At 68.1% G+C, this 24767-nt stretch carries 24 protein-coding genes and 1 tRNA gene; 19 read left to right on the top strand and 6 right to left on the bottom strand.

Going from position 1 to position 24767, the window contains the following annotated elements; genetic code table 11:
* Positions 1-5: 5 nt before the first annotated feature.
* From fdh3B to K2L43_RS14840, 11 genes are all read left to right on the top strand, one after another.
* A complete protein-coding gene (fdh3B, locus tag K2L43_RS14890) occupies positions 6-626 on the top strand; it encodes a formate dehydrogenase FDH3 subunit beta (RefSeq protein ID WP_011806563.1) in 621 nt (206 codons plus the stop codon).
* Complete coding sequence (locus K2L43_RS14885) at positions 623-856, top strand: lipoprotein (protein WP_047349804.1); 234 nt, start codon at positions 623-625, stop codon at positions 854-856. Before fdh3B ends, K2L43_RS14885 begins: the two co-directional genes overlap by 4 nt.
* Before the next feature lie 13 nt (positions 857-869).
* Complete coding sequence (locus K2L43_RS14880) at positions 870-2075, top strand: formate dehydrogenase subunit gamma (RefSeq protein WP_220637870.1); 1206 nt, start codon at positions 870-872, stop codon at positions 2073-2075.
* On the top strand, positions 2072-2464 hold the full coding sequence (locus K2L43_RS14875; RefSeq protein ID WP_047349805.1) for a hypothetical protein: 393 nt from the start codon (positions 2072-2074) through the stop codon (positions 2462-2464). Before K2L43_RS14880 ends, K2L43_RS14875 begins: the two co-directional genes overlap by 4 nt.
* A gap of 114 nt (positions 2465-2578) precedes the next feature.
* Positions 2579-3469, top strand: a complete 891-nt coding sequence (locus K2L43_RS14870) for a formate dehydrogenase accessory sulfurtransferase FdhD (RefSeq protein WP_011806559.1) — start codon at positions 2579-2581, stop codon at positions 3467-3469.
* A gap of 71 nt (positions 3470-3540) precedes the next feature.
* A complete protein-coding gene (locus K2L43_RS14865; RefSeq protein WP_255580460.1) occupies positions 3541-6114 on the top strand; it encodes an ABC transporter permease in 2574 nt (857 codons plus the stop codon).
* A gap of 8 nt (positions 6115-6122) precedes the next feature.
* On the top strand, positions 6123-6350 hold the full coding sequence (locus tag K2L43_RS14860; protein ID WP_015914103.1) for a hypothetical protein: 228 nt from the start codon (positions 6123-6125) through the stop codon (positions 6348-6350).
* Between the two features lie 45 nt (positions 6351-6395).
* On the top strand, positions 6396-7967 hold the full coding sequence (locus tag K2L43_RS14855) for a bifunctional aminoglycoside phosphotransferase/ATP-binding protein (protein WP_220637869.1): 1572 nt from the start codon (positions 6396-6398) through the stop codon (positions 7965-7967).
* A 43-nt stretch (positions 7968-8010) separates the two neighbouring features.
* On the top strand, positions 8011-8397 hold the full coding sequence (locus K2L43_RS14850) for a TraR/DksA family transcriptional regulator (protein WP_015914101.1): 387 nt from the start codon (positions 8011-8013) through the stop codon (positions 8395-8397).
* A 42-nt stretch (positions 8398-8439) separates the two neighbouring features.
* Positions 8440-8865 (top strand): group II truncated hemoglobin, encoded by a 426-nt coding sequence (locus tag K2L43_RS14845; RefSeq protein WP_103737089.1) that lies wholly within the window; start codon positions 8440-8442, stop codon positions 8863-8865.
* Positions 8866-9003: 138 nt separating this feature from the next.
* Positions 9004-11085, top strand: a complete 2082-nt coding sequence (locus tag K2L43_RS14840) for a bifunctional 2',3'-cyclic-nucleotide 2'-phosphodiesterase/3'-nucleotidase (protein ID WP_220637868.1) — start codon at positions 9004-9006, stop codon at positions 11083-11085.
* Between the two features lie 134 nt (positions 11086-11219).
* Here K2L43_RS14840 and K2L43_RS14835 read toward each other — a convergent pair whose 3' ends face one another.
* The 3 genes from K2L43_RS14835 to radC are packed head-to-tail and all read right to left on the bottom strand — an operon-like array spanning position 11220 to position 13812.
* Positions 11220-11888: a Smr/MutS family protein gene (locus tag K2L43_RS14835; RefSeq protein ID WP_041838884.1), complete on the bottom strand. Its 669-nt coding sequence runs from the start codon at positions 11886-11888 to the stop codon at positions 11220-11222.
* Entirely contained in the window at positions 11885-13099 is a 1215-nt protein-coding gene (locus K2L43_RS14830) for an esterase-like activity of phytase family protein (protein WP_047349810.1), read from the bottom strand. The genes K2L43_RS14835 and K2L43_RS14830 overlap by 4 nt, the downstream gene beginning before the upstream one ends.
* On the bottom strand, positions 13096-13812 hold the full coding sequence (gene radC, locus K2L43_RS14825) for a DNA repair protein RadC (RefSeq protein ID WP_015914096.1): 717 nt from the start codon (positions 13810-13812) through the stop codon (positions 13096-13098). Before radC ends, K2L43_RS14830 begins: the two co-directional genes overlap by 4 nt.
* A gap of 82 nt (positions 13813-13894) precedes the next feature.
* Here radC and K2L43_RS14820 point away from each other — a divergent pair, with 82 nt between their 5' ends.
* From K2L43_RS14820 to K2L43_RS14810, 3 genes are all read left to right on the top strand, one after another.
* Positions 13895-14371, top strand: a complete 477-nt coding sequence (locus K2L43_RS14820) for a peptidylprolyl isomerase (RefSeq protein WP_015914095.1) — start codon at positions 13895-13897, stop codon at positions 14369-14371.
* 13 nt (positions 14372-14384) lie between these two features.
* On the top strand, positions 14385-15380 hold the full coding sequence (ispH, locus tag K2L43_RS14815) for a 4-hydroxy-3-methylbut-2-enyl diphosphate reductase (RefSeq protein ID WP_103737086.1): 996 nt from the start codon (positions 14385-14387) through the stop codon (positions 15378-15380).
* A 249-nt stretch (positions 15381-15629) separates the two neighbouring features.
* Complete coding sequence (locus K2L43_RS14810) at positions 15630-16952, top strand: hemolysin family protein (protein ID WP_135148163.1); 1323 nt, start codon at positions 15630-15632, stop codon at positions 16950-16952.
* A gap of 3 nt (positions 16953-16955) precedes the next feature.
* On the opposite strand, the gene K2L43_RS14805 is transcribed toward K2L43_RS14810, so the two are convergent.
* A complete protein-coding gene (locus K2L43_RS14805; protein WP_220637867.1) occupies positions 16956-17636 on the bottom strand; it encodes an HPP family protein in 681 nt (226 codons plus the stop codon).
* Positions 17637-17768: 132 nt separating this feature from the next.
* On the opposite strand from K2L43_RS14805, the gene serS reads away from it, so the two are divergent.
* The gene (gene serS / locus K2L43_RS14800; protein WP_088888457.1) at positions 17769-19097 is read left to right on the top strand and encodes a serine--tRNA ligase; all 1329 of its coding nucleotides are present in this window, start codon (positions 17769-17771) and stop codon (positions 19095-19097) included.
* 34 nt (positions 19098-19131) lie between these two features.
* Positions 19132-19221: transfer RNA gene (locus K2L43_RS14795), tRNA-Ser, on the top strand.
* A gap of 159 nt (positions 19222-19380) precedes the next feature.
* Here K2L43_RS14795 and K2L43_RS14790 read toward each other — a convergent pair.
* Both K2L43_RS14790 and K2L43_RS14785 read right to left on the bottom strand, forming a co-directional pair.
* Positions 19381-20685: a tryptophan--tRNA ligase gene (locus K2L43_RS14790; RefSeq protein WP_220637866.1), complete on the bottom strand. Its 1305-nt coding sequence runs from the start codon at positions 20683-20685 to the stop codon at positions 19381-19383.
* Between the two features lie 24 nt (positions 20686-20709).
* Positions 20710-21396, bottom strand: a complete 687-nt coding sequence (locus tag K2L43_RS14785) for a site-2 protease family protein (protein ID WP_015914089.1) — start codon at positions 21394-21396, stop codon at positions 20710-20712.
* A gap of 271 nt (positions 21397-21667) precedes the next feature.
* Here K2L43_RS14785 and K2L43_RS14780 point away from each other — a divergent pair, with 271 nt between their 5' ends.
* From K2L43_RS14780 to K2L43_RS14770, 3 genes are read left to right on the top strand one after another with little or no spacing between them, the layout of a single operon-like run.
* Complete coding sequence (locus K2L43_RS14780; RefSeq protein WP_011806539.1) at positions 21668-22540, top strand: c-type cytochrome; 873 nt, start codon at positions 21668-21670, stop codon at positions 22538-22540.
* Positions 22541-22570: 30 nt separating this feature from the next.
* The gene (locus K2L43_RS14775) at positions 22571-23944 is read left to right on the top strand and encodes a cbb3-type cytochrome c oxidase subunit I (protein WP_088888459.1); all 1374 of its coding nucleotides are present in this window, start codon (positions 22571-22573) and stop codon (positions 23942-23944) included.
* 19 nt (positions 23945-23963) lie between these two features.
* Entirely contained in the window at positions 23964-24767 is an 804-nt protein-coding gene (locus K2L43_RS14770; protein ID WP_220637865.1) for a CbbQ/NirQ/NorQ/GpvN family protein, read from the top strand.

Below are 24767 nucleotides of genomic sequence, written 5' to 3'. Positions count from 1 at the left end.
CAGCGATGGCACGGATGAAATTCATTTGCGACGCGGAGCGTTGCATCGAGTGCAACAGCTGCGTGACGGCGTGCAAGAACGAGCACGAGGTGCCCTGGGGTGTGAACCGCCGCCGCGTGGTGACCCTGAATGACGGCGTGCCCGGTGAAAAGTCCATCTCGGTCGCCTGCATGCACTGCAGCGATGCGCCTTGCATGGCGGTGTGCCCCGTGAACTGCTTCTACCGCACCGAAGAAGGTGTGGTGCTGCACGATAAGGATGTCTGCATCGGCTGTGGCTATTGCAGCTATGCATGCCCGTTCGGTGCGCCGCAGTTCCCCTCGCAGGGCACTTTTGGTGTGCGCGGCAAGATGGACAAGTGCACCTTCTGTGCCGGTGGTCCCGAGGAGCACGGCAGCCAGGCCGAGTTCGAGAAGTACGGACGCAACCGTCTGGCCGAGGGCAAGCTGCCCGCCTGTGCCGAAATGTGCTCCACCAAGGCGCTGCTGGCCGGTGACGGCGACGTGGTCGCCGACATCTTCCGCACCCGCGTGGTCCAGCGCGGCAAGGGCGCCGAGGTCTGGGGCTGGGGCACGGCCTATGGTTCCAAGCAGGCCGGCCAGCCGCCGGCGGGAGCAAAGTCATGAAGACGCGTGCATGGCATGTTCTGGGCGCCCTGGGCGCAGCCGTGGCCCTGACGGCCTGCGGCGAAAAACCGCAGACCGGCGGCGGTGTGAAGTACGACGCACCGCCCTACGCGGGCACGGGCAGCAACTTCACTTCTCCCGACTGGAAGGCGGGCGATGCGGGCAGCTGGGAGCAAAAGCTCAAGACCCGCATGCAGTACGGCCAAAACGAATACAACCGCGTGCGGTGATGCGAGGTCTGCCATGAAACACCTCTTGTGTGCATTGCTGCTCGCCAGCGGTGCCGCGTGGGCGCAGGCCCCGGCGGCGCCCGCCAGCGACGCGGCAGCGCCCGCGGCGGCAGACGCTGCCCCTGTGCCGGCGGCGGTTGGTGCCGTCAAAAGCCAGAACATCTTCGACGTGAAGCCCGATGCCAGTGAGGAGCCGGGCTACGCCCAGCAGACCAACGGTGAGCGTGCCAAGGTTCAGCCGGGCAACAACGCGCCCATGTGGCGGCAGGTGCGAGATGGGGTGACGGGCTACAGCAGCCTGCCGGCGAGCCAGGCCCCTGAGGCCGGCAACCTGATCCAGCCGTTCGCGCAATACCCCGGCTCGCGCTACACCACGGCAGGCCAGGCGTGGCGCGAGGTGCGCAATAACTGGATCATTCCCTACGGCGCGGCCTTGCTGGGCATCACCGTGCTGGCGCTGGCCATCTTCTTTGTGACCAAGGGCACCCTGGGCCACGCGGATGCCGAGGCTGGCGGTCGCCGGATCGAGCGCTTCACGCCCTTCGAGCGCGCGGCGCACTGGTCCAATGCGATCGCCTTCGTCACGCTGGCCATCACGGGCATCCTGATGGCGTTCGGCAAGTTCTTCCTGCTGCCCGTGCTGGGTGCACAGCTCTTCGGCTGGTTGGCGTACGCGGCGAAGAACGTGCACAACTTCATGGGCCCGCTGTTCGCCGTGTCGCTCACGGTGATCATCATCACTTTCATCAAGGACAACATCGCCAACCGCGCGGACTTCGTCTGGCTGTCCAAGGCAGGTGGCATGTTCACCAACAAGGAAGTGCCGTCGCACCGCTTCAACGCAGGCGAGAAGGGCATGTTCTGGTGGGGCATCACTATTCCCGGTGTGTTCGTCGTGCTGTCGGGCCTGGTGCTCGACAAGTTGATCCCCGGCTGGGGCCTGCTGCGCGGAGAGATGCAGATCGCCCACATGGTGCACGCCACGCTGGCCCTCTGGATGATGGCGCTGCTGCTGGGTCACATCTACTTGGGCACGATCGGCATGCGCGGGGCCTACAAGGCCATGAAGACCGGTTACGTGAGCGAGGCCTGGGCGCGCGAGCACCATGAGCTGTGGGCCGATGATGTCCGCAGCGGCAAGATTCCCGCACAGCGCAGTGGTGCGGCTCCCGCCGCGCAAACCACGCCTTCCCACCCCGCCGTAGGAGGAACCTCATGATTTTTGCAGCAACTCTCGTGCGCCGCTGCACAGCGGGTCTGGCGCTGGCGTCGTTGGCCGGCGTGGCAGCCGCCAAGCTGCCGCCCCTGTCGCCCGAGGCACAGGCCAAGGCGGCAGAGACCGCCTCCAAGGCCGCATGGTCCGGCAAGGTGGACGCCTATAAGCTGTGTCAGGCACAAGACCGCGTGGTGGCGCACTACCGCCGCACCGCGCCGAACGCCGCGCCTGCGGTTTCTGCCCCCGCGTGCCTTGATCCGGGTCCTTTCAGCTACACGCCGCCGGAGGCCAAGCCGCTAGAGGCCGCGGGTGCTCACTCGCCTGCGGGCACTGCCACCAGCCCCCCCAACACGGCCGTGCCGGCCGCCGCCGCGTCGGCCCCCAAGAGCTGACCGAGCCGCCAGTCCGCGGTGCCTGGAGGCCCGTGGGCCGGTGACCGTGGCCTCTGTCCTGCACGCCCCGCCGCGCTCTGCGCGCCGGGGCGTCGTTACGTGTACGCTGCTCCCATGACGCCAACGTCCCAACCACAGACCCTCTCTCGCCATGCCAGTGTGCCGCGGCTCACGCAGGCGGTTGCGCCGCTCACCCATGCGGTGCAAGCCATCAATGAAAGAGGCGAGCGCGAAGAGCTGCACATTCCCGCCGAACGCCCGCTCACGGTGTACGTGGATCGGCGCGAGCTGGTCACGCTGATGACGCTGGGCGCACACCCTGAGCTGCTGGTGTTGGGATACCTGCGCAACCAGCGGTTGGTGGATTCCGTGGAGGAGATCGAGTCCATCACCGTGGACTGGGAGGTCAACGCCGCCGCCGTCGCCACGCGCCGCGGCATCGCACGCATCGAAGAGCGCACCGCGCGCAAGGTCGTCACCACCGGCTGTGGCCAGGGCAGCGTGTTCGGCGGCTTGATGGACGAGGTGGCCGGCATACACCTGCCTCCCGCGCAACTGACGCAGGCCGAGCTGTACGGTATCGTCAACGCCATCCGACTTCAGGAATCCACCTACAAGTCCGCTGGCTCGGTGCACGGCTGCGCCCTGTTCCAGGGGCCGCAGATGCTCGTCTTTGTGGAGGACGTGGGACGCCACAATGCCATTGACACCATTGCGGGCTGGATGTGGATGCAGCAGCCTGCCGAGGCCATGCAGGGCAGCGACAAAGTGTTCTACACCACGGGTCGCCTCACGAGCGAGATGGTCATCAAATCCGCCCAGATGGGGGTGCCCATCGTGGTGTCGCGCAGCGGCATGACACAAATGGGGCATGCGGTGGCCAGCCAGCTGGGGCTGTGCGCCATCGGACGTGCGACCAATCGGCGCTTTCTCTGCTACAGCGGGGCGGATCGGCTGGTGCTGCAGCCAGAGTTGGCACAGGCACCGCCTGTACCCGCTGCGTAGCGGCGCAAGGGGCCCTATGTGGCCAATGGCGGGCACTGAGGTACACATAGTGCGGTGGCATGATGCACGCCATGCCCGCATCCCCAGCCTCCGCATCTTCGCAAGACTCGGCAACCGGCCGCATCGCTGTGCCATGGGCTCGCCTGGGCTGGCGCACGCTCTGGCGTGATCTGCGCGCGGGCGAGTTGCGCCTGCTCATGGTCGCCGTGACGCTGGCCGTGGCAGCGCTCACCTCGGTGGGTTTCTTTGCGGATCGACTTCAGGGTGGCCTGGCGCGCGACGCACTGCAACTGCTGGGCGGCGACGCAGTGGTGGCCAGCGACAACCCCACGCCCGTCGCGTTTGTGGAGCAGGCACGGGCGCTGGGTTTGACGGGCGTGACCACCCTGAGCTTTCCCACCATGGGGCGCGCGCCCGACCTGCAGGGCGGCGCCAGCCGGCTGGTGGCGCTCAAGAGCGTGGAGCCGGGCTACCCGTTGCGCGGCCGCCTGCAGGTGGCGGACGCCCCTCAGCGCCCCGGCATTCCCACACAGAGCATTCCGGCGCAGGGCGAGGTCTGGGTGGACGCTCCGCTATTGGAGTCGTTGGCGCTCCAGTTGGGTGACTTCCTGCTGCTGGGGGACACGCAACTGCGCATCACGCGCATCATCACGGTGGAGCCCGACCGCGGGGCGGGCTTCATGAACTTTGCCCCGCGCGTGATGCTCAATGCGATGGATCTGCCCGCTACCGGGCTGGTGCAGCCCGCCAGCCGCATCACTTACCGCTTTGCGGTGGCCGGCACACCGGACGCCGTCAAGCGCTTCACCGCCTGGGCCAGTGCGGCGGCGGCCGAGCCGGGCATGCGCGGCGTGCGTGTGGAGTCGCTGGACAGCGGCAGGCCTGAGATGCGCCAGACGCTGGACCGCGCGCAGAAGTTCCTCAACCTCGTGGCGTTGCTGGCGGCGTTGCTCTCGGCCGTGGCCGTGGCGCTGGCCGCCCGCGGCTTCGCCAACGAGCATCTGGACGCCGCCGCGCTGCTGCGCGTGCTGGGCCAGAGCCAGCGCACGATCGCCGGCGCCTACGTGATGGAGTTTGCGCTGGTCGGCCTGTTCGCCAGCGCGCTGGGTGTGCTGCTGGGCTTTGCGGTGCACCATGTGTTCGTGCTGCTGCTTGCGGGGCTGGTGGAATCGGCACTGCCTGCGGCCAGCCTCTGGCCCGTGGCCTTCGGCGTGGGCGTGGGCCTCACGCTGATGTGCGCCTTCGGCCTGCCGCCGGTGCTGCAGCTGGCGCAGGTGCCGCCGCTGCGCGTGATCCGGCGTGACCTGGGGAATGTGCGGCCCACGTCCCTGGCTGTGCTGGGCCTGGGCGTGGCGGGGTTTGCGGCGCTGCTGCTGGTGGTCAGCCGCGACTGGAAGCTGGGCGCGATCGCCGTGGGTGGTTTTGCCGCAGCCGCGCTGCTGTTTGCCGCGCTGGCCTGGGCGGCCGTGGGGCTGCTGCGCAAGAGTGTGCGCGAGACCACGGCGCCGCGCTGGCTGGTGCTGGCCACGCGCCAGATCGCCGCGCGCCCCGCCTATGCCGTGGTGCAGGTCAGCAGTCTGGCGGTGGGGCTGCTGGCGCTGGTGCTGCTGGTGCTGCTGCGCACGGACCTCATCGCCAGCTGGCAGCGTGCCACGCCGGCCACGGCGCCCAACCGTTTCGTGATCAACATCCTGCCGGACCAGGCCGAGGCCTTTCGCCAGATGCTGCAGCGGGCGGGCGTGGCGCAGTACGACTGGTACCCCATGTTCCGCGGCCGGCTGGTGGCCATCAACGACCGCCCGGTGGGCATGGACGACTACGAGGACGACCGCGCCAAGCGCCTGGTGGACCGTGAGTTCAACCTCTCCAACGCCCACGACGCGCCGGAGCACAACCCCATCGTGGGCGGGCGCTGGACCCCTGACGAGCACGGCGCCGTGAGCGTGGAGGAGGGTATCGCCAAGACGCTGGGCCTCCAGCTGGGCGATCGACTGCGCTTTGACATCGCCGGCGTGCAGAGCGAGGCGCGCATCACCAGCCTGCGTCAGGTGGACTGGAGTTCCATGCGTGCCAATTTCTTCGTGATGTACCCGGTGGCGCAGATGCCCGACGTGCCCTACACCTACCTGGCCGCCTACCGCGCACCGCAGCAGCCGGGCTTTGACAACGCGCTGGTGCATGCCTTCCCCAACATCACCAACGTGGACATGAGCGCCACGCTGGCCCAGGTGCAAGGGGTGCTGGCGCAGGTGATCCGCGCAGTGGAGTTTCTGTTTGCCTTCACGCTGGCGGCAGGGCTGGTGGTGCTGTTCGCGGCCGTCACCGCCACGCGCGAGGAGCGCGCACGCGAATTCGCCATCATGCGTGCCGTGGGCGCGCGTGCCAGCCTGCTGCGACAGGTGCAGCGTGCCGAATTGGCCGGCGTGGGCCTGCTGGCGGGCTTCCTGGCCAGCTGTGTGGCCGTGGCCGTGGGCTGGGCGCTGGCGCGCTATGTGTTCGACTTCAGCTGGACGGCCCAGTTCTGGGTGCCGATCGCCGGTGCGCTGGCGGGTGCGCTGCTGGCGCTGGCGGCGGGTTGGTGGGGTTTGCGCGAGGTGCTGCGCCGCCCCGTGGTACAGACGTTGCGCAGCGCAGCGCAGGAGTGAGGAGGGCCATGCCGCAACACGACACGCCGCATTGGGAACCCGACTGGTCGCAGGCGCCCGAGGGCTGGGATTGGCTGGCGCAGGACGAAGACGGGCGCTGGTACTGGTACCGCACGCAGCCGCAGGTGGGCGTGGGCGGCGGCGTGTGGCGCTCCAACTCGCGCAACCAGCAGTACGCCGGCCAGGGCCTGCCCAACCCGGCCTGGGACGCCTCGCTGCGCCATCGTCAACAATGATTTTGATAGCTGCCAGCGCTTGCTGGTATTGCGCTGGAGGCCAATTTGCTTATTGACGCAGACGAGAGTGCCGATCTGGCTGCCGCGCTGTGTCGGGCCCTGGGCGTGGCCGAGGGGGGGCCGGTGGAGCATGTGCAGACGCACCTATCGCATCTGCTGCTGACCCCCACGCATGCCTACAAGCTCAAGAAGCCGCTGCACCTGCCCTTTGCCGATCTCCGCACGCTGCAGGCGCGGCGCCATTTCTGCGGCGAGGAACTGCGTCTTAACCAGCGCCTGGCGCCCATGCTCTACCGGGACATGCTGCCGGTGGTGGGCAGCGCCAAGGCGCCGCGCCTGGGGAGCGTGGAGGAAGCCGGCAACGCTATCGACTGGGTGCTGCGCATGCGCCGCTTTCCCGCGGGCAGCGAGGCCGACGCCCTGGTGCGCGCCGGCGCGTTGCTGCCCGCGCAGGTGGACGCGTTTGCCGCGCATCTCGCGCGCTTTCACGACGGCGCACCGGTGGCACCGCCGGATGGCGGCTGGGGCACGGCCGTGCAGGTGGAGCAGGCCATCACCGGCGTGCTGGACACGCTGGCGCCGTTGCTCGGCGAAGCCGAGAGCGCGCGGCTGGCGGCGCTGCGCATGTGGTTCAGCGAGCGCCAGCCCACGCTGGCCCAGTGCTGGGCCGTGCGCCACGCCACGGGCCATGTGCGCGAAGGCCATGGGGACCTGCACCTGGGCAACGTGGTGCTTTTGGAGGGTGCGCTCACCGCCTTCGACTGCATCGAGTTCAGCCCGCCGCTGCGCTGGATCGACACGCTGGCCGATGCGGGTTTCTTCAGCATGGACCTGCATGCCCATGGCCGGTCGGACCTGGCCTGGCGCTTCCTGGACGGCTACCTGGCGGTCACGGGCGACTATGCCGGCCTGGCCGTGCTGCGCCCCTACGAGGTCTACCGCGCGCTGGTGCGGGCCATGGCCGCGCGCCTGCGTGCTGCGCAGGGTCTGGCGGGGACATCGGGGCCGGACTATCTGGCTTGCGCTGAACGCCTGGCCGCGCCGCTGGCCCCCCGCATGCTGATCACCTACGGACTGTCGGGGTCTGGCAAGTCCACCGTCGCCGCCGCGCTGCTGGAGCAAGGCGCCGTGCGCCTGCGCTCGGATGTAGAGCGCAAGCGCCTGTATGGCCTGGCGGCGCTGGACAGCTCCGCCGCGCGGGGTGTGGACATCTATACCCCCGAGGCCTCGCGGCGCACCTTCGCGCACCTGCGCCAGCAGGCGCGCGCCGTGCTGCAGGCAGGCTACCCGGTGATCGTGGACGCGGCCTTCCTGCACCGGCGCGAGCGCGACGCCTTTCGCGCGCTGGCAAGCGAATTGGGCGTTCCGTTCACCATCCTGCATTGCCATGCGGACCCACAGCAACTGCGCGAGCGCGTGCTGCGCCGCAGCGCGGCCGGCACCGACCCGTCGGAGGCCAGCCTGGCCGTGCTCGCGCGCCAGCAGGACAGCGCCGAGCCACTGGCGCCCGACGAGCAGGCACAGGTGCTGGATGTGGCCACCGACCGGGCATGGGATGCGGTGGCGCTGTGCGGCCGTTGGCAGGCGGCGGGTCGTGGCGCGGAGGGCGGTGCTTGATGTGTGTCAACATGCCCCGTATCGCCAGTGGCATGCTGAAACCATGAACACCACCCCTCTCTCCGATTCCCAACGCGAACAGCTGCGCGGTGCGCTGGAGCAGCGCAAGCAGCAATTGCTGGCCGAACTGGGCGAGGCCCAGCGCGACACGCTGGCCGTGGCCACCAACCGCGCCGATGCCGAGCGGCTGGACGACCGCAAGGACCAGGCCGACCGCATGGCGCAAGCCACCGTGCGCGACGCCGAGGCCACGCGCGACCACGACGAACTGGTGGCGGTGCGCGCGGCCCTGGCACGCCTGGCCGACGGCAGCTATGGCGAGTGCACTGACTGCGGCCAGCCCGTGGGCGTGGCCCGCCTGCTGGCCCAGCCCGCGGCGGCGCGCTGCATTGCCTGCCAGTCCAAGGCCGAGGCGCGCGGCGAGCGTTGACAGCCCTGAGGAAGCGGCGCCGGCGCCGGCCCGCTTTCTACAATGGCGCGTATGTCAGCACCTGATCCCGCGCCGTCCGCCCCCACGCCTGCCACACCGTTCGAGCGGATCGGCGGCGAGCCGCGCATCCGCCAACTGGTGGACCGTTTCTACGACCTCATGGACCTGGAGCCCGGCTACGCCGAGCTGCGTGCCAGCCACGGCACTACGCTGGATGACGCGCGCGACAAGCTGTTCTGGTTCCTCTGCGGTTGGCTGGGCGGGCCCGACCATTACCAGAGCCGCTTCGGCCACCCGCGCCTGCGCGCGCGCCACATGCCGTTTTCCATCGGCATCCTGGAGCGGGACCAGTGGGTCGCCTGCATGGACCAGGCCATGGGGGAAGTGGACGTGCCCGACGATCTGCGCGCGCGCCTGAACGAGAGCTTCATGGGAACGGCCGACTGGATGCGCAACCGCGGCGGTTGAGATAGCTATTGATTCAATAGCTATTGGCGCTTGTGGCAAGCGCGGTGAAGACGGATGCGACATGTGGACCCGCGGCGTCACATGCCTGTCAAACCCGCCCTACAGACTCTGGCGTTTTATCCACCACCAGGGTCTTCCATGCAGGACACTTTCTTGCGCGGCCAGCCATTTGCCGCGCGCCTAGCCTTTGTTTTCCCCCGTCGCCATGCGCTGGGCGCGCTGGCCTGTGCCGCGCTGCTGGCCGCCTGCGGCGGCAACGACGACGATGGCGACAGCTCCGCCGCCACGCCCGCCACGGCCACGCTGGCCGTGCTGGAAACCACCGATCTGCACTTCAACGTGCGCAGCTTCGACTACTTCAAGCTGGCTGAGGACAAGACCTACGGCTTCGAGCGCACGGCCACGCTGGTGCGCGCCGCGCGCAAGGAGTTCGCCAACACCCTGCTGGTGGACAACGGCGACACCATCCAGGGCACGGCCCTGGCCGACTACGAGGCCACGGTCAGCCCCATCCCCTGCACGCAGCAGCTGTCCATGTACAAGGCCATGGGCGCTTTAGGCTTTGACGCGGGCACGCTGGGCAACCATGAGTTCAACTACGGCCTGCCGTTCCTGAACCAGGTGCTGGGCGGCGGCCTGGAGGTGGACGGCGTGGACGCCACCAAGAAATGTGCGGGCAACGGCTATCCCGCCGTGCTGGCCAACGTGTACAGCAGCAAGACCAAGAAGCCCCTGGTGCAGCCCTACACGGTGCTGGAGCGCACGCTGGTGGCCAAGTCCGGCGACGGCAAGGAGGTCCAGCTGCCCATCAAGATCGGCGTGATCGGTTTCACCACGCCGGGCATCATGAACTGGGACAAGCGCTTCCTGGAGGGCAAGGTCTACACCGAAGGCGCCGTGGAGGCCGCGCAGAAGTACGTGCCCGAGCTGCGTGCCAAGGGTGCCCAGCTGGTCGTCGCGCTGCTGCACGGCGGCCTGGACGCCAGCAGCTACTCGCCCACCATGGAGAACCCGGGCCTGCACCTGTCCAAGGTGCCGGGCATCGACGCCATGGTCATGGGCCACCAGCACAGCGTGTTCCCGGACCTGTCGGCCAAGCCCGCCTTCACGCAGGCTGGCGTGGACAACAAGGCCGGCACCATCAATGGCGTGCCTGCCGTGATGGCCAGCTCCTGGGGCAAGGCGTTGGGCGTGATCCAGCTTGCGCTGAAGTGGGACGGCAAGGCCTGGAGCGTGGACAAGGCGGCCAGCAAGAGCGAGCTGCGCAACATCCAGACCAAGGACGCCGCAGGCGCCAACGTATTCGTGGCCGCCGACCCCGCCGTGGCACCGCTGGTCGAGAGCCAGCACCAGGCCGCCATCAACTACGTGAAGACGCCGATCGGCAACACCGACTTCCGCATGAGCACGCTGTTTGCCGACGTGGGCGACCCCGGCGCGATCCAGATCGTGAACCAGGCGCAGCAGGCCTACGTGGCGGCCTACATCCAGGCCAACCTGCCGCAGTACGCGCAATTGCCCGTGCTGTCGGTGAGCGCGCCGTTCAAGTCGGGCTTCCAGGGCGGCAAGGACTTCACCGACGTCGCGGCCGGCCCGCTGGCCATCTACAACGCGGCCGACCTGTACCTGTACCCCAACACCGTGTACGCAGTGAAGGTGAACGGCGCCGACATCAAGGACTGGCTGGAGGCCGCCGCCAAGCGCTTCAACCAGATCGACCCCGCCAAGGCCGGCGAGCAGGCGCTCATCAGCACCTTTCCCGGCTACAACTTCGACATGTTCACCACCGCGGACGTGCAGTACGAGATCGACGTGACGCAGCCCGTGGGCAGCCGCATCAAGGCCCTGACCTACAAGGGCCAGCCCATCGATCCGGCGCAGGAGTTCGTGATCGCCACCAACAACTACCGCGCCACCAGCGGCAAGAGCTTCATCCCGAAGCTGGACGGCTCGGCCACCATCTGGGCCTCGCCGGATGCCAACCGTGACGTGGTCATCGAGTACGTGCGCAAGAACCCGCAGGTCACGCGCGTGGCGAACGGAGCGGCCAAGAGCTGGCGCTTCACCCAGGTGACGACCGCGGGCGACGTGGTGTTCAGCTCCGGCGCGGACGCGCTGCCCGTGGCCCAGGCCGCGGGGCTGGCCGGCGTGTCGCTGCTCGCGGCCGATGACGGCTCGGGCAAGGGCATGGCCAAGTACAAGATCGACCTGTCCAAGTAAGCGCTGCGCGTCCCCCCGCACGGGGGCTGGCCCACGGTGGTGCACGCCCCTGTGGGCCTTTTGCTTCTAAAACAATAGCTGATGGCGCTTGATGGATAAGCGCTGGAGGCTGTTTTGGCTTGAAGTGCTGGTCGTCAGCCGCCCGGCCTGCGCCGCCCGGGCTGCAGCAGCACCACCAGCGCGCCCGCGCCGCCGTCCAGCGGCCGCGCCTGCACGAAGGCCAGCACCTCTTTCTTTTGCACCAGCCAGCGTTGCACCCGGCCCTTGAGCACCGGTGTGCGGCCGGGCGACCCCAACCCCTTGCCATGTACCACGCGCACGCAGCGCAGGCCCGTGCGATGGGCCAGTCGGATGAACTCGCCCAGCGCCTCGCGCGCCTCGTCGGTGCGCAGGCCGTGCAGGTCCAACTGGCGCTGGATGCTCCAATGCCCTCCGCGCAGCTTGCGCGTCACGTCCAGCCCGATGCCCGGGCGGCGAAAGCTGAGCTGGTCGTCCACGTCCAGCAGCGTGGTCACGTCGAACTCGTCGCTCAGCGACTCGCGCAGCACGCGCTCTTCATCCAGCGCGCGCTGCACGGGCAGGGGCTCGGGCGGCTCGGGCGTGGACCAGCGCCGCTCGTGTCCCCGCTTGAGCGGCTGCACGGGGCCCACCGCATCGGCGAACAGGTGGCGCTCGGCGCGGGCGCGCCGCTCGGCCTCGCGGCGCAGGCGCTCGCGCTCGGCCCGCTGCTGCGCGGCCTCCTGCAACGCACGGCGCAGGGGCTTGAGGTCGGCGAAGGAACGGGCGGTGAGGGCGGCGTTCATGGGCTGGCGGTGGTTGTACCGCATCGTCCATGCCCGCCCTGGGGGTCCAGGTATTCGGCGGCAATGAACTGCGTGACCTGCGCGGGGTTGAAGTTGTCGTCGCTCACGAAGACCAGCACGCAGCTGCCCGCCGTGCTGCCGCCTGCGCCACCGCCGGGCAGGGACGGGCCCCAGGTCATGCCCTCCAGGTTGTCCACATCCAGGCCCAGGGCGGCGAAGTCGGCCACCAGGGTCTTGGGGGGGCTGTGGTGGTTGGCGGGGGTGAGCGCATCCAGCGCCAGCGTGTCGCTGCCCGCGCGCGTGTCGATGCGGTACAGCCGCGCGGCAAAGCCGGCGCCGGCGCTGTAAGCGCGCTCCAGCACCAGCAGGTGGTGCGCACCGTCGGCCAGGATCTCGCTCACGCCGTTCATCTGCGGTCCCCAGGGCAGGCGGCGGGCCTGCGGCACGGCGTCGGGCGGGTAGGCGATCTGGCGCAGCGCTTGGCCGCTGACCAGGTCGATGGCCGTGATGCGCACCGGCGCACCGCCCGATGCGGGCGTGGCCGGGGGGCCGTCCTGGCGCCAGGGCAGTTCCATGGACAGCCATGCGGTGCGGCCATCGGGCGCCAGGGCGAGGCCCTCCAGCGTGCCGTTGCTGCGCGGTCCGCTGCCGGCCTGGGGCGTGAAGCGGGCGGGCAGGGCGACATCGCGCACGGCCGCGCCGTCGGCGCGGCTTACGCGCAGTTGCGGGCCGAAGCCGCGGCTGAAGTCGCCCTCGCTGGTCCACACGAACTGCGCGCCGCCAGGCAGCCAGCGCACGGCTTCCGCGTCGGGCACGTCCATGCCGGGGTGCGCCCTCAGCCACGGCGCGTAGGGCCGGCCGCCGGCATGCAGCAGCGTATGCACGCCGGTGAATTCGGGCGGGGCGAGGGCGGTGGCGTCGTAGCGCAGCCGGGCGGTGTAGATGCGCGCCGGGTCATGGCTGGAGCGGTCGTCGCTGATGAGCAGGTAGGTGTCTTGCGCGGCGTTGTAGTCGATGCCGGAGAGGCCGCCCACCGTGGTGCCGCCATAGCGGGTGAGCGGCGGCACGGTGGCAGTGCCGATGAGCCGCAGCAGCGGGGCCTGGGCCGGCGGCTGCGGGGGCGGCAGGCGCGTGGCCAGCGGGGCGCAACCCGCCATGGCCAGCAGCAGCGCCTGGGCCAGTACGCGCCGCGCGCGCCCCGGTGCGCTCACACCAGCCCTTGCTCGGCCATGGACAGGGCCGCGCCTGGCGCCACGATCACATGGTCGAGCACGCGCACGTCCACCAGCGCCAGCGCGGCCTTCAAGGTCTGGGTCAGCGCCTCGTCGGCGCGGCTGGGCTGCACGCTGCCGCTGGGGTGGTTGTGCGCCAGCACCACGGCGGCGGCATGGTGGTGCAGGGCGCGCAGCACCACTTCACGAGGGTAGACCGAGGTCTGCGTGAGCGTGCCCCGGAACAGCTCTTCCATGGCGATCAGGCGGTTGCCGCTGTCCAGGAACAGCACGGCGAACACCTCGTGCGTGCGCCCCGCCAGGTGCAGCTGCAGGTAGTGCTGGACGGCCTGCGGGGAGTCGAACACCTCGCGCTCGCGCAGCTGCTGGGCCATGGCGCGGCGGGCGAGTTCCAGCACGGCCATCAGCTCGGCGCGCTTGGCGGGGCCCAGGCCCTTGATGCGCTGCAGGTCCTGGCTGCTGGCGTGCAGCAGCCCGGCAATGCCGCCAAAGCCGCCGCCGGCGCTGCGGCCCGTGGCGGGGTCGCGCACGGGATCATCCAGCAGCTCCTGGGCCAGCTGCAGCACGCCCTTGCCCGCCAGGCCCGTGCGCAGCAGGATGGCCAGCAGCTCGGCGTCGGACAGTGCTGCGGGGCCGCGTGCGAGCAGCTTTTCGCGGGGCTGGGCATCCAGCGGCAGGTCTTTGAGGGGCATGGCGCGGTGGGCGCCGCCCCGGCATACGGCCGTGGGGGCTTGCCCGGTTTTCTACAATGCCGGCAGTTTATCGAGAGCTTTCATGACCGCAGACGCCTTCGCATCCTCGTCCTCCGTGCCCACTGTGCAACAGGGCTCGTTCCTCACGCTGCACTACCGCCTGGCCGGCCCGGCGGGTGACGTGATCAATACCTTCGAGGACAAGCCCGCCACGCTGTCGGTCGGCACGGGCGAGCTCTCGCCCGCGCTGGAGCAGCGCCTGATCGACCTGCCCGAGGGCGCGCGCGCCACGTTCGAGCTGGCCGCGGGCGAGGCTTTCGGCGAGCGCAACCCCGACATGCAGCAATGGGTGGCCAAGAAGCTGCTGAACGAGCTGGGCGACCCCCACGAGGAATACACCGTGGGCGACGTGGTGCAGTTCCCCACGCCCGACGGCACGGGCCAGTACGCCGGCGTGGTGCTGGAGGTGCGCGAAGACGGCGCCGTGCGCTTTGACTTCAACCACCCGCTGGCGGGCGTGCCCGTCACCTTCGAAGTGCTGCTCATCGGCGTGCTCTGAACGGGACGCCGCCATGCAAAAACCCCAGGAAATCGTTCTGGCCGAGCCGCGCGGCTTTTGCGCGGGGGTGGACCGGGCCATCGAGATCGTCGAGCGCGCCATTGCCAAGTTCGGCGCGCCCATCTACGTGCGCCACGAGATCGTGCACAACACCTACGTGGTGAACGACCTGAAGGCCAAGGGCGCGATCTTCATCGAGGACCTGGACGAGGTGCCGCCCGGCGCCACGCTGATCTTCTCGGCCCACGGCGTGAGCCGCGCTGTTCAGGACGAGGCGCGCGCGCGGGGTTTCACCATCTTCGACGCCACCTGTCCGCTGGTGACCAAGGTGCATGTCGAGGTGGCCAAGCTGGCCAAGGAAGGCTACGAGTTCATCATGATCGGCCACAAGGGGCACCCCGAGGTCGAGGGCACCATGGGCCAGTTGGACCATGGCATCCACCTGGTGGAAGACGTGGCCGACGTGGCCCGCGTGCAGCCCGCGCAGACCGAGAAGCTGGCCGTGGTCACGCAGACCACGCTCAGCGTGGACGACGCGGCCGAGATCACCGCCGCCGTGCGCGCGCGCTTTCCCTCCATCCGCGAGCCCAAGCAGCAGGACATCTGCTACGCCACGCAGAACCGCCAGGACGCGGTGAAGCTGCTCAGCCCGCAGGTGGACCTGGTGATCGTGGTGGGCAGCCCCACCAGCTCCAACAGCAACCGCCTGCGCGAGCTGGCAGCGCGCCTGGGCACGCCGGCCTACATGATCGACAGCGTGGACGAGCTGCGCCACGAGTGGTTTGACGGCATCTCCCGCGTGGGCCTCACGGCCGGTGCGTCGGCACCCGAGGTGCTGGTGCAGGCCGTGATCACGCGGATCAAGGAACTGGGTGCGGTGGCCGTGCGCAAGCTGGACGGCATCGAGGAAACCGTGAAATTCCCGCTGCCCAAGGGCCTGAAGCTGGACACCGCGACGGGCCTGGAGATCACCGAGCGCCCGCCCGAAACCGGACCGGGCGGACACTGAACGCACTTCTTCGCCCGCTAAAGCCGGGCGTCGCGGGGCTGCGCGAACCCTGTGTGCGACATTGTTGCTTCAATGTTTATAGCTACTCGCGCTTGATGGATAAGCGCTGGAGGCATATTTGGCATCTATGTGGCAATGCCTGCGCGTGGGTGGGGCATGTGGCACCGGATGGCCAATCCCCCGCAGAATGTGGGCCTCTTTACAATTTCCGCTTCTTCACACCGTGGGGGCACGCTGGGCCCCCTGCATATGGAAATAGCAATACTGTTCGCCCTCATCCTGCTCAATGGCGTGTTCGCCATGTCCGAGCTGGCTTTGGTCTCCGCGCGCAAGACGCGCCTGCAGAAGCTGATCGATGAGGGCGATAGCGGGGCGATCGCCGCGGCCAAGCTGGGCGAGAACCCCACGCGCTTTCTCTCCACCATCCAGATCGGCATCACTTCGATCGGCGTGCTCAACGGCATCGTGGGCGAGGCGGCCCTGGCCAAGCCGCTGGGCGAGTGGCTGCTGGGCCTGGGGGTGGAGCCGCAACTGGCCGGCTACCTGGCCACGGGCCTGGTGGTGGTGCTGATCACCTACTTCTCGATCGTTGTGGGCGAGCTGGTACCCAAGCGGCTGGGCCAGAGCTACCCCGAGACGGTGGCGCGCGTCGTGGCGCGCCCCATCAACTGGCTGGCGCTCGCCACCAAGCCCTTCGTGCGCCTGCTGTCGATCTCCACCGAGGGGCTGCTGCGCGCCCTGGGGGTGAAGGAGTATTCCGCCAGTGCCGTGACGGAGGACGAGATCCACGCCGTGCTGGCCGAGGGCACGAGTGCCGGCGTGATCGAGTCCCACGAGCACCAGATGGTGCGCAACGTGTTCCGCCTGGACGACCGGCAGATCGGCTCGCTCATGGTGCCGCGCGCGGACGTGGTGTTCCTCGATGTGGAGGAGCCCTTCGAGGAGAACCTGCGGCGCATCGAGGAGTCCGACCATGCACGCTTTCCGGTGGTGCGCGGCGGCATGGAGAACATCCTGGGCGTGCTCAACGCGCGCCAGTGGCTGTCGCGCACGGTGCGCGACGCCCAGGCGCGCGACCTGACGACCCAGCCGCTGCAGACGGCGCTGTACGTGCCCGAGACCATCAATGCCATGGAACTGCTGGACAACTTCCGGCAGTCCGACGTACAGATGGCCTTCGTCATTGACGAGTACGGCGAGGTGCAGGGCATCGTGACCGTGCAGGACATCATCGAGGCCATCACGGGCGAGTTCCAGCCGCGCGACCCTGAAACCTCTTGGGCCGTGGAGCGCGAGGACGGCAGCTGGCTGCTGGATGGCCACATTCCCGTGCCCGAACTCAAGGACCGCCTGCAACTGTCCACCGTTCCCGAAGAGGACCGCGGCCGCTACCAGACCCTGAGCGGCATGGTCATGTTGCTGACCGGCAAGCTGCCCAAGGTCACCGACACGGTGCAATGGGAGCGCTGGCGCTTCGAGGTGGTGGACATGGATGGCAAGACCATCGACAAGGTGCTGGCCTCCCGCCTGCCCGATGAGGAAGTCAGCGCCGATCCTGCGAGCGGCGACTGAGGCTCAACTCCACAGGTCCAGCGGCGGGTCCGCCGCCACCGCGCGCAGGATGTCGGTGCGCGAGATGAAACCCGCGAGCAACCCGCGCTCATCCGTCACCGGCAGGCCGGGCAGGCCGGTGTCCAGCAGCACGCCCGCCACGCGGCGCAGTTCCGTGTCCGCAGCCACCGTGGGCACGGGACTCACCATCACTTCGGAGACCGGCCGGCGCGCGAGCTCAATGGCCTGCTTGACCGCGCCGGGCTCGGGCAGCAGGTCCAGGGGCGCCATGTCGGCGCGCAGCAGCAGGCCCACCACTTGGCCCTGATCATTCACCACGGGGGCCTGTGCGATTTCGTGCTCGGCCAGCGTCTGCCATGCATCGTTCACGCGCTGATCGGGGGCCACCGTGAGCGCGCCCCTGGTCATCACGTCGCCCACGCGCGACAGCGGCTGACGCGGCTGGGCGGGCCCCTGCTCGGTCTGCACATAGGCCGATACGGCCTCCAGCAGGCGCAGGGGCTTGGGCGTCGCCGTCTGCGCCGTGGCGTGAGGTGCTGCGGTCGCAACAGGTGCCGCGTCGCTGTCCAGGGCGCGCGTGCGCAGGGCCTGGGGGCGGTGCACGCGCCGCACAGGCGCCACCTGCGCCAGCTTGTCCGGTCCACCCCGGTAGATTTGCCCCGAAGGGCCGAACACGAAAAACATGGCTTTGCCTCCTGACCCCTGGCCAATGCACCCGCATTGATGGTGCATTGCCATGTTATCGGCGCGAAACGCCGCGGCTTTCGCCCCAGTACGCTCTTAGCATGCCGGGCTGCGCCACTAAAATCGCCGCCTATGCTAGACATCCTCCTCCTTCGCAAAGACCTCGCATCGGCCGTCGCACGGCTGGAAACCCGCAAGAAGCCCCAGGCCTTCCTGAATGTGGAGGCGTTCCAGGCCCTGGAGTCCGAGCGCAAGACCATCCAGATGCGCACCGAGGAGTTGCAGTCGCAGCGCAACCAGCTGTCCAAGCAGATCGGCATGCTCATGGGCAAGGGTGAGAAGGACGCCGCCGAGGCTGCGAAAGCCCAGGTGGCCGCGATCAAGGCGGAACTGGACGGTTCTGCCACCCGGCTAGATCAGATCCAGGGCGAACTGCAAACGATGCTGGCCGCCGTCCCGAATCTGCCGCACGAGAGCGTGCCCGTGGGCTCGGACGAGAGCGCCAACGTGGAGGTGCGCCGCTGGAGCCCCGATGGCCAACAGCCGCGCAGCCTGGGCTTCACCCCCAAGGACCATGTGGACCTGGGCGAGCCGCTGGGCCTGGACTTCGACATGGGCGTGAAGCTCTCGGGATCGCGCTTCACGGTGATGAAGGGGGGCATCGCGCGCCTGCACCGGGCCCTGGCGCAGTTCATGCTGGACGTGCAGACCCAGGAGCACGGCTACACCGAGTGCTACGTGCCCTACGTCGTCAATGCAGACTCGCTCAAGGGCACGGGCCAATTGCCCAAGTTCGAGGGCGACCTCTTCGCGGCCCAGAAGGGCGGTCAGGACGCTGAGCCCGTACCCGACAACGCGCAGCTGTACCTCATCCCCACGAGCGAGGTGCCCCTGACCAACTTCGTGCGCGACGAAGTCTTGGCCGAGGCCCAGCTGCCGCTCAAGCTCACGGCCCATACGCCCTGCTTTCGGTCGGAAGCCGGCAGCTACGGCCGGGACACGCGCGGCATGATCCGCCAGCATCAGTTCGACAAGGTCGAGATGGTGCAGATCGTGCATCCCGACAAGAGCTACGAGGCGCTGGAGGAAATGACCCGCCATGCTGAGGCTGTACTGCAGAAGCTGGGCCTGCCCTACCGCGTGATGAGCCTGTGTACGGGCGACATGGGCTTTGGCGCCGCCAAGACCTACGACCTGGAAGTGTGGCTGCCCGCCCAGAACACCTACCGTGAGATCAGTTCGGTGAGCAACTGCGAAGCCTTCCAGGCCCGCCGCCTGCAGGCGCGTTTCAAGAACGCGCAGGGCAAGAACGAGCTGGTGCACACCCTCAACGGCTCGGGCCTGGCCGTGGGCCGCACGCTGGTGGCGGTGCTGGAGAACTACCAGAACGAGGACGGCAGCGTGACCATTCCCGAGGTGCTGCGCCCCTACATGGGCGGCCAAGCCACGCTGCCGGTCTGAAATTTCCTGCTAGAATCGCGGGCTTCGACACACAGGAGAGGTGGCAGAGTGGTCGAATGTACCTGACTCGAAATCAGGCGTGGTGGCAACATCACCGAGGGTTCGAATCCCTCCCTCTCCGCCAAACTAAAAAGCCTTGCAAGCCAGTCGCCTGCAAGGCTTTTTTCTTGGTGCGTCCCTTCTGGGGCCAGCTCTTGTGACCAAATTTCGAGCGATTTTGCCCCCGGGGCCTTGCTGAGCTAGCGCCAGTAGCTATTTAAATAATAGCAACGGGCGCCGGGATTCATTCCTGCGCAGCTGCCAGAGCCAGCAGCGCTGCCTCCACCTCTGATGCTGGCACGCCGTCCACCGGCGTCAACAGGGGGGCCAGGGCCTGCAATGCGCCGGCTTCCTTTTGCAGCCGAGCGATGGACTGGCCGGCGTCGCGCGGGCCGTCGAAACCCGTGCTTTGCAGCAGCAAGCGGCCGTCGGCAGCCACCAGCTTGAAGTAAAACTTGCCGTCGGCCTCGCGGTATTGCTTGAACGCGGGCAGGGTGGCCTTGCTGGTCTTCTGCGTGGCCGGTGCAGGGTGTGCGACGGCGCTCAGGCTGCGCAGGCCTACGGCGGCGCGCAGGCGCTGCAGGAAGGGGGCGGCGATGGCGCGGGCGCGCTTGGCGCCGATTTGCAGGGCAGCCTCCACCTTCTCGGGATGGGCCATCAGGTCGTCATAGCGCGCGCGCATGGGCGCGATTTCGCGGTCGATCCGCTCGAACAGCATCTGCTTGGCGTCGCCCCAGGCAATGCCGTCCGCATAGGCGCGCCGCATGGCGGCGGTCTCTTCGGGTGTGGCGAAGGCCTGGTAGATCTGGAACAGGGCCGAGCCCTCCACCTGCTTGGGCTCGCCAGGAGCGCGCGAGTCGGTGACGATGGAGCCGATGAGCTTCCTCAACTGTTCGCGCGTCGAGAACAGCGGAATGGTGTTGTCGTAGCTCTTGCTCATCTTGCGCCCGTCCAGGCCCAGCAGCAACGCCACGTTGTCCTCGACGGCCGCCTCGGGCAGCGTGAAGTGTTCGCCGTAGAGGTGGTTGAAGCTGGCCGCCATGTCGCGGGCCATCTCGATGTGCTGGATCTGGTCGCGGCCCACGGGCACCTTGTGGGCGTTGAACATCAGGATGTCGGCCGCCATCAGCACGGGGTACATGAACAGCCCTGCGCTCACGCCGTCGTCCAGGTCGCGGCCGGCTTCCTGGTTCTTGTCCTGTGCGGCCTTGTAGGCGTGGGCGCGGTTGAGCAACCCCTTGCCGGTCACGCAGGTCAGCAACCAGTGCAGCTCAGGAATTTCAGGGATGTCGGACTGACGGTAGAAGGTGACCTGCTGCGGGTCCAGTCCAGCGGCGAGCCAGCTGGCGGCGATCTCCAGCGTGGAGCGGTGTACGCGCTCGGGCTCCTGGCACTTGATGAGGGCGTGGTAGTCGGCCAGGAAGTAAAAACTCTCTACGCCTGCGTTGCGACTGGCGGCCACGGAGGGGCGGATGGAGCCCACGAAGTTGCCCAGGTGCGGCGTGCCCGAGGGGGTGATGCCGGTGAGGAAGCGGATGGTCTTTGGCATGAGGGGGATCAGAGAAGGAGCCGGTCAGCGCAGCAGCGCGACCAGTGGCGACAGCATGAGGTTGATGGCGCTGTAGCCCAGCGCCATCAGGGGGCGCAGCCACAGCGCGCCCACGACGCCCGCCACCACCAGTGCAAGCACGATGAAGAAGCCGTAGGGTTCGATGCGCGAGAGAAAATGGGCTTGCTTCCACGGCAGCAGGCCGACGAGGATGCGCCCCCCGTCCAGGGGTGGCAGCGGAAACAGGTTGAACGCCCACATTACGAGGTTGACGGCAATGCCGGCGCGCGCCATCTCCAGGAAGAAGCGCTCCTGTGTGCCGGTGGCGACCAGCGCGACCAACAGCAGCGCCCAGCCGATGGCCTGGATGAAGTTGGATGCCGGACCCGCCAGCGCCACCCAGATCATGTCGCGCTTGGGGTGGCGCAATTGGCTGAAGTTCACCGGCACGGGCTTGGCATAGCCAAACAGAAACGCCCCCGAGGTGGCGAAATACAGCAGCAGCGGCATGAGCACGGTGCCCACCGGGTCGATGTGCTTGAGAGGGTTGAGCGTGATACGGCCCATCATCAGCGCGGTGTTGTCGCCAAAGTGGCGGGCGGCATAGCCGTGCGCGGCTTCGTGCACGGTGATGGCAAACAGCACCGGCAGGGCGTAGATGAGGACGGTCTGGATAAGGTCGGTCATGGGCACCCGCCGATTGTCGCCCATGCGCGCTGCGGCTTCCTGTCTGACAGCGCACGGGCAGTTGTCCGACACTCGCATGCTGGACAGGCGGTCACTATGCACGGCAGTGGCGCGCGTTCCCACGGCGCGTCGGCCAAACAACAAGCTAGAGGAGGCCACCCCATGCATGCCTGGTATCTGCCTGTGAAGGTGTTTGCGCTCGTTGTGGTGCTGCTGATGGTCGTGGCCATGGCCTACGCCGGCACCATGGCCGTTATGTACTGGTCTGGCATCGGCGTGTGAAAGGGAGGGCCCCATGAACAAGCGCCAGACGCGTCTTTTCGCCATCGTCGCCACGGGCATCTCGGCGGCGGTGTTCCTCCTCCTCACTTTTGACAGCCACCGCAAGTTCGATGCGCTGACCAATGCCGAGTCCATCACTCCGGCGGTCGTGCACGGCAAGGATGTCTGGCACAAGAACAACTGCATCAACTGCCACACCATCTTTGGCGAAGGCGCCTACTACGCGCCCGATCTGACCAAGATCACCAAGCTGCGCGGCGAGGCTTATCTGAAGGCTTACCTGAAGGATCCTTCCAAGTTCTACGACGAGCAGCGCCACCGTCGCCTGATGCCCAAGCAAGACCTGAGCGACGAAGACATTGCCGGGCTCATCGCCTTCTTCGACTGGGTCAGCAACGTGGACAACCAGGGATGGCCGCCGCGGCCCATCCTCGTGACGGGCTCCACACTGCCGGGGGCTGACCGCAGCGCCGCGCAGCAGGCGGACGACGCGAAGATCGAACGGGGCGGCATCGCTGCGCCCCCCGGTGCGCGCCCGCTGTCGGGCAACGAGGACCCGATTGCCCTGGGCGAGCGGGTATTCCGCACGGCCACGCCCGCCTGCACCGCCTGCCACTCCACCGCGCCCGGCGTGAACATGGCCGGGCCGTCCCTCGCAGGTGTGAAGGGCCGCACCGAGGCACTGCTGGGCTCGTCCGACTACAAAGGCCAGGCCAAGGATGTGGCGGCCTACTTGCATGAGTCCATCGTTTCGCCCAGCGCGCACCTGGTGCCCGGGCCCATGTACTCGGCTGATGGGACCTCTTTCATGCCCACGACCTACGCCAAGGACCTCACGGCCGAGCAGATCGACCAGCTCGTGGCCTACCTGATGTCCATGAAGTAAGCACGCCCGCAGCCATCGCCGGAGTCCGCCATGAGATACAAGTCCCAATCCGTCGCCTACTGGTACTTCGCCGTGGCCGTGGCCCTGTTCGGGCTGCAGCTGGTGTTCGGCCTGCTGTCGGCCACCAAGTACCTGGGGCCGGATCCGCTGCTGTACATCCTGCCGTTCGACGTGACCAAGATGATCCATACCAACATCCTGATCGTCTGGGTGTTGTGCGGCTTCATGGGGGCCACGTACTGGATGGTGCCCGACGAGTCGCGCACCGAACTGCACAGCACACGGCTGGCCTACATCCAGCTCGTGCTGTGGACGGTGATGGGCGTGGCCACGGTGGTGGGTTACCTGTTTCGCTGGGGCACGGGCAACAAGCTGCTGGAGCAGCCGCTGCCCTCCAAGATCGTGATCGTGATCGTGATGCTCATGTTCCTCTACAACGTCGGCATGACGATCCGCAAGTCCGGCCGTTTCACGACACCGGAGGGTGTGCTGCTGGGCGGCCTGGGCCTGGCGGCGGTGCTGTACCTGCCGGCGTTGCTGGAGTTTCACAACTACACCGTGGCCATCTTCTACCGGTGGTGGACCATCCACCTGTGGGTGGAGGGCGTGTGGGAGATGATCCAGGGCGGCTTCCTCGCGTACCTGCTGATCCGCCTGTCGGGTGCCGACCGCGAGGTGATGGAAAAGTGGCTCTATGTCATCGTGGGGCTGGTGTTCATTGCCGGCATCCTGGGTACGGCGCACCACTATTACTGGGTGGGCGTGCCGCAGTACTGGCTGCCCATCGGGGGCTTCTTCAGCGCACTGGAGCCCGTGGCCCTGGTGGGCATGGCCATGTATGCCTACTTCGCCATGCGCCGCTCGGGCATGGCCCACCCCAACAAGCTGGCGCTGCACTGGACGGTGGGCAGCGCCGTGTTCACGCTGTTCGGTGCCGGCCTGCTGGGCCTGGCCCACACTTTCCCCAGCGTGAACAAGTGGACGCACGGCACCCTCATTACCGCCATGCACGGGCACGCGGCGTTCTACGGAGCCTACGCGATGATCGTGATGGCCATGATCAGCTATGCGCAGCCGGCCCTCACACGCAGGCCCGAGGAAGGCACCGCCATGGGCTACCTGTCGTTCTGGATGCAGCTGGCGGGCATGTTCGGCATGACGCTGTCGTTCGCCACCGCGGGCATTGGGCAGGTGTACCTGGAGCGCATCATGGGCATGGGCTACCTGGATGCGCAACTCAAGATCCAGGTGCACTTTGTCATGCTGGTCATCACCGCGTCCATCTTCGCGATTGGCGTTGCGTTGTTCATCATCGATTTCTTCCGCCACCCGCTGCGGCTGGAGGTCAGCGCCAGCGATCCGGTGGACCGTCCCCTCGATACGCACCGTGCTGCAGCGATTTGATCTACAGGGCGGGGCGGGGATGGCCCGCCCGGCAACGTCCCCTGCGCCGGAGCCCCCCTATTACCTGCCCAGCGGCGACGAGATCGAGGTCTTCGCGCAGTGCCACGCGCAGCGCCTGGCCGTCATGCTCAAGGGGCCCACAGGTTGCGGCAAGACGCGCTTCGTAGAGCACATGGCCTGGCGCCTGAAGCGCCCGCTCATCACCATCGCCTGCCATGACGACCTGAGCGCCAGCGACCTGATCGGCCGCTTCCTCATCCAGGGCAGCGGCACCGTGTGGCACGACGGGCCGCTGACCCGCGCTGTGCGCGAGGGCGCGCTGTGCTACCTGGACGAAGTGGTGGAGGCGCGGCAGGACACGGTGGTCGTATTGCACCCGCTCACCGACCACCGGCGCATCCTGCCCATCGACAAGACGGGCGAGGTGGTCGAGGCCGCGCCCGGCTTCGGGCTCATCGTGTCGTACAACCCCGGCTACCAGCGCATGCTCAAGGACCTGAAACCCAGCACGCGCCAGCGCTTCGTGGCACTGGACTTCGGCTTTCCCGCGCCTGAGGTAGAGGCGCGCATCGTCGCGCAGGAAAGCGGCATTGCCGAGCCCGAGGCGCGCGCGCTGGTGCAGCTTGCCACGCGGCTGCGCGCACTGCAGGATCGTGGCTTGGCCGAGGTGCCCAGTACGCGGCTGTTGGTGGCGGCCGCGCAGTTGGCGGTGCGCGGCGTGGACCTGCGCCGCGCCTGCCTGCACGCCATCGTGGCGCCGTTGTCGGACGAGGCATCGCTGGTGGGCGCCATGCGCGACCTTGTCGACGCCACCTTCGTCTGA

The organism is Diaphorobacter sp. MNS-0, from assembly GCF_019602835.1.
In the GTDB taxonomy this organism is placed as follows: domain Bacteria; phylum Pseudomonadota; class Gammaproteobacteria; order Burkholderiales; family Burkholderiaceae_C; genus Diaphorobacter; species Diaphorobacter nitroreducens.
The sequence above is the reverse complement of the archived record's forward strand: the minus strand, read 5'-3'. Positions and strand labels throughout refer to the sequence as shown.

Excerpts from the sequence above, each read along its gene's own strand:
- K2L43_RS14860 (WP_015914103.1), top strand. The coding sequence starts at position 6,123 with ATGCCGCAACACGACACGCCGCATTGGGAACCCGACTGGTCGCAGGCG.
- K2L43_RS14810 (WP_135148163.1), top strand. The coding sequence starts at position 15,630 with ATGGAAATAGCAATACTGTTCGCCCTCATCCTGCTCAATGGCGTGTTC.
- ispH (WP_103737086.1), top strand. The coding sequence starts at position 14,385 with ATGCAAAAACCCCAGGAAATCGTTCTGGCCGAGCCGCGCGGCTTTTGC.
- K2L43_RS14790 (WP_220637866.1), bottom strand. The coding sequence starts at position 20,685 with ATGCCAAAGACCATCCGCTTCCTCACCGGCATCACCCCCTCGGGCACG.
- K2L43_RS14835 (WP_041838884.1), bottom strand. The coding sequence starts at position 11,888 with ATGAACGCCGCCCTCACCGCCCGTTCCTTCGCCGACCTCAAGCCCCTG.
- K2L43_RS14845 (WP_103737089.1), top strand. The coding sequence starts at position 8,440 with ATGGCGCGTATGTCAGCACCTGATCCCGCGCCGTCCGCCCCCACGCCT.
- serS (WP_088888457.1), top strand. The coding sequence starts at position 17,769 with ATGCTAGACATCCTCCTCCTTCGCAAAGACCTCGCATCGGCCGTCGCA.
- K2L43_RS14865 (WP_255580460.1), top strand. The coding sequence starts at position 3,541 with ATGCCCGCATCCCCAGCCTCCGCATCTTCGCAAGACTCGGCAACCGGC.
- fdh3B (WP_011806563.1), top strand. The coding sequence starts at position 6 with ATGGCACGGATGAAATTCATTTGCGACGCGGAGCGTTGCATCGAGTGC.
- K2L43_RS14875 (WP_047349805.1), top strand. The coding sequence starts at position 2,072 with ATGATTTTTGCAGCAACTCTCGTGCGCCGCTGCACAGCGGGTCTGGCG.
- K2L43_RS14770 (WP_220637865.1), top strand. The coding sequence starts at position 23,964 with ATGGCCCGCCCGGCAACGTCCCCTGCGCCGGAGCCCCCCTATTACCTG.
- K2L43_RS14820 (WP_015914095.1), top strand. The coding sequence starts at position 13,895 with ATGACCGCAGACGCCTTCGCATCCTCGTCCTCCGTGCCCACTGTGCAA.
- K2L43_RS14785 (WP_015914089.1), bottom strand. The coding sequence starts at position 21,396 with ATGGGCGACAATCGGCGGGTGCCCATGACCGACCTTATCCAGACCGTC.
- K2L43_RS14780 (WP_011806539.1), top strand. The coding sequence starts at position 21,668 with ATGAACAAGCGCCAGACGCGTCTTTTCGCCATCGTCGCCACGGGCATC.
- K2L43_RS14880 (WP_220637870.1), top strand. The coding sequence starts at position 870 with ATGAAACACCTCTTGTGTGCATTGCTGCTCGCCAGCGGTGCCGCGTGG.
- K2L43_RS14775 (WP_088888459.1), top strand. The coding sequence starts at position 22,571 with ATGAGATACAAGTCCCAATCCGTCGCCTACTGGTACTTCGCCGTGGCC.
- K2L43_RS14850 (WP_015914101.1), top strand. The coding sequence starts at position 8,011 with ATGAACACCACCCCTCTCTCCGATTCCCAACGCGAACAGCTGCGCGGT.
- radC (WP_015914096.1), bottom strand. The coding sequence starts at position 13,812 with ATGCCCCTCAAAGACCTGCCGCTGGATGCCCAGCCCCGCGAAAAGCTG.
- K2L43_RS14840 (WP_220637868.1), top strand. The coding sequence starts at position 9,004 with ATGCAGGACACTTTCTTGCGCGGCCAGCCATTTGCCGCGCGCCTAGCC.
- K2L43_RS14870 (WP_011806559.1), top strand. The coding sequence starts at position 2,579 with ATGACGCCAACGTCCCAACCACAGACCCTCTCTCGCCATGCCAGTGTG.
- K2L43_RS14805 (WP_220637867.1), bottom strand. The coding sequence starts at position 17,636 with ATGTTTTTCGTGTTCGGCCCTTCGGGGCAAATCTACCGGGGTGGACCG.
- K2L43_RS14885 (WP_047349804.1), top strand. The coding sequence starts at position 623 with ATGAAGACGCGTGCATGGCATGTTCTGGGCGCCCTGGGCGCAGCCGTG.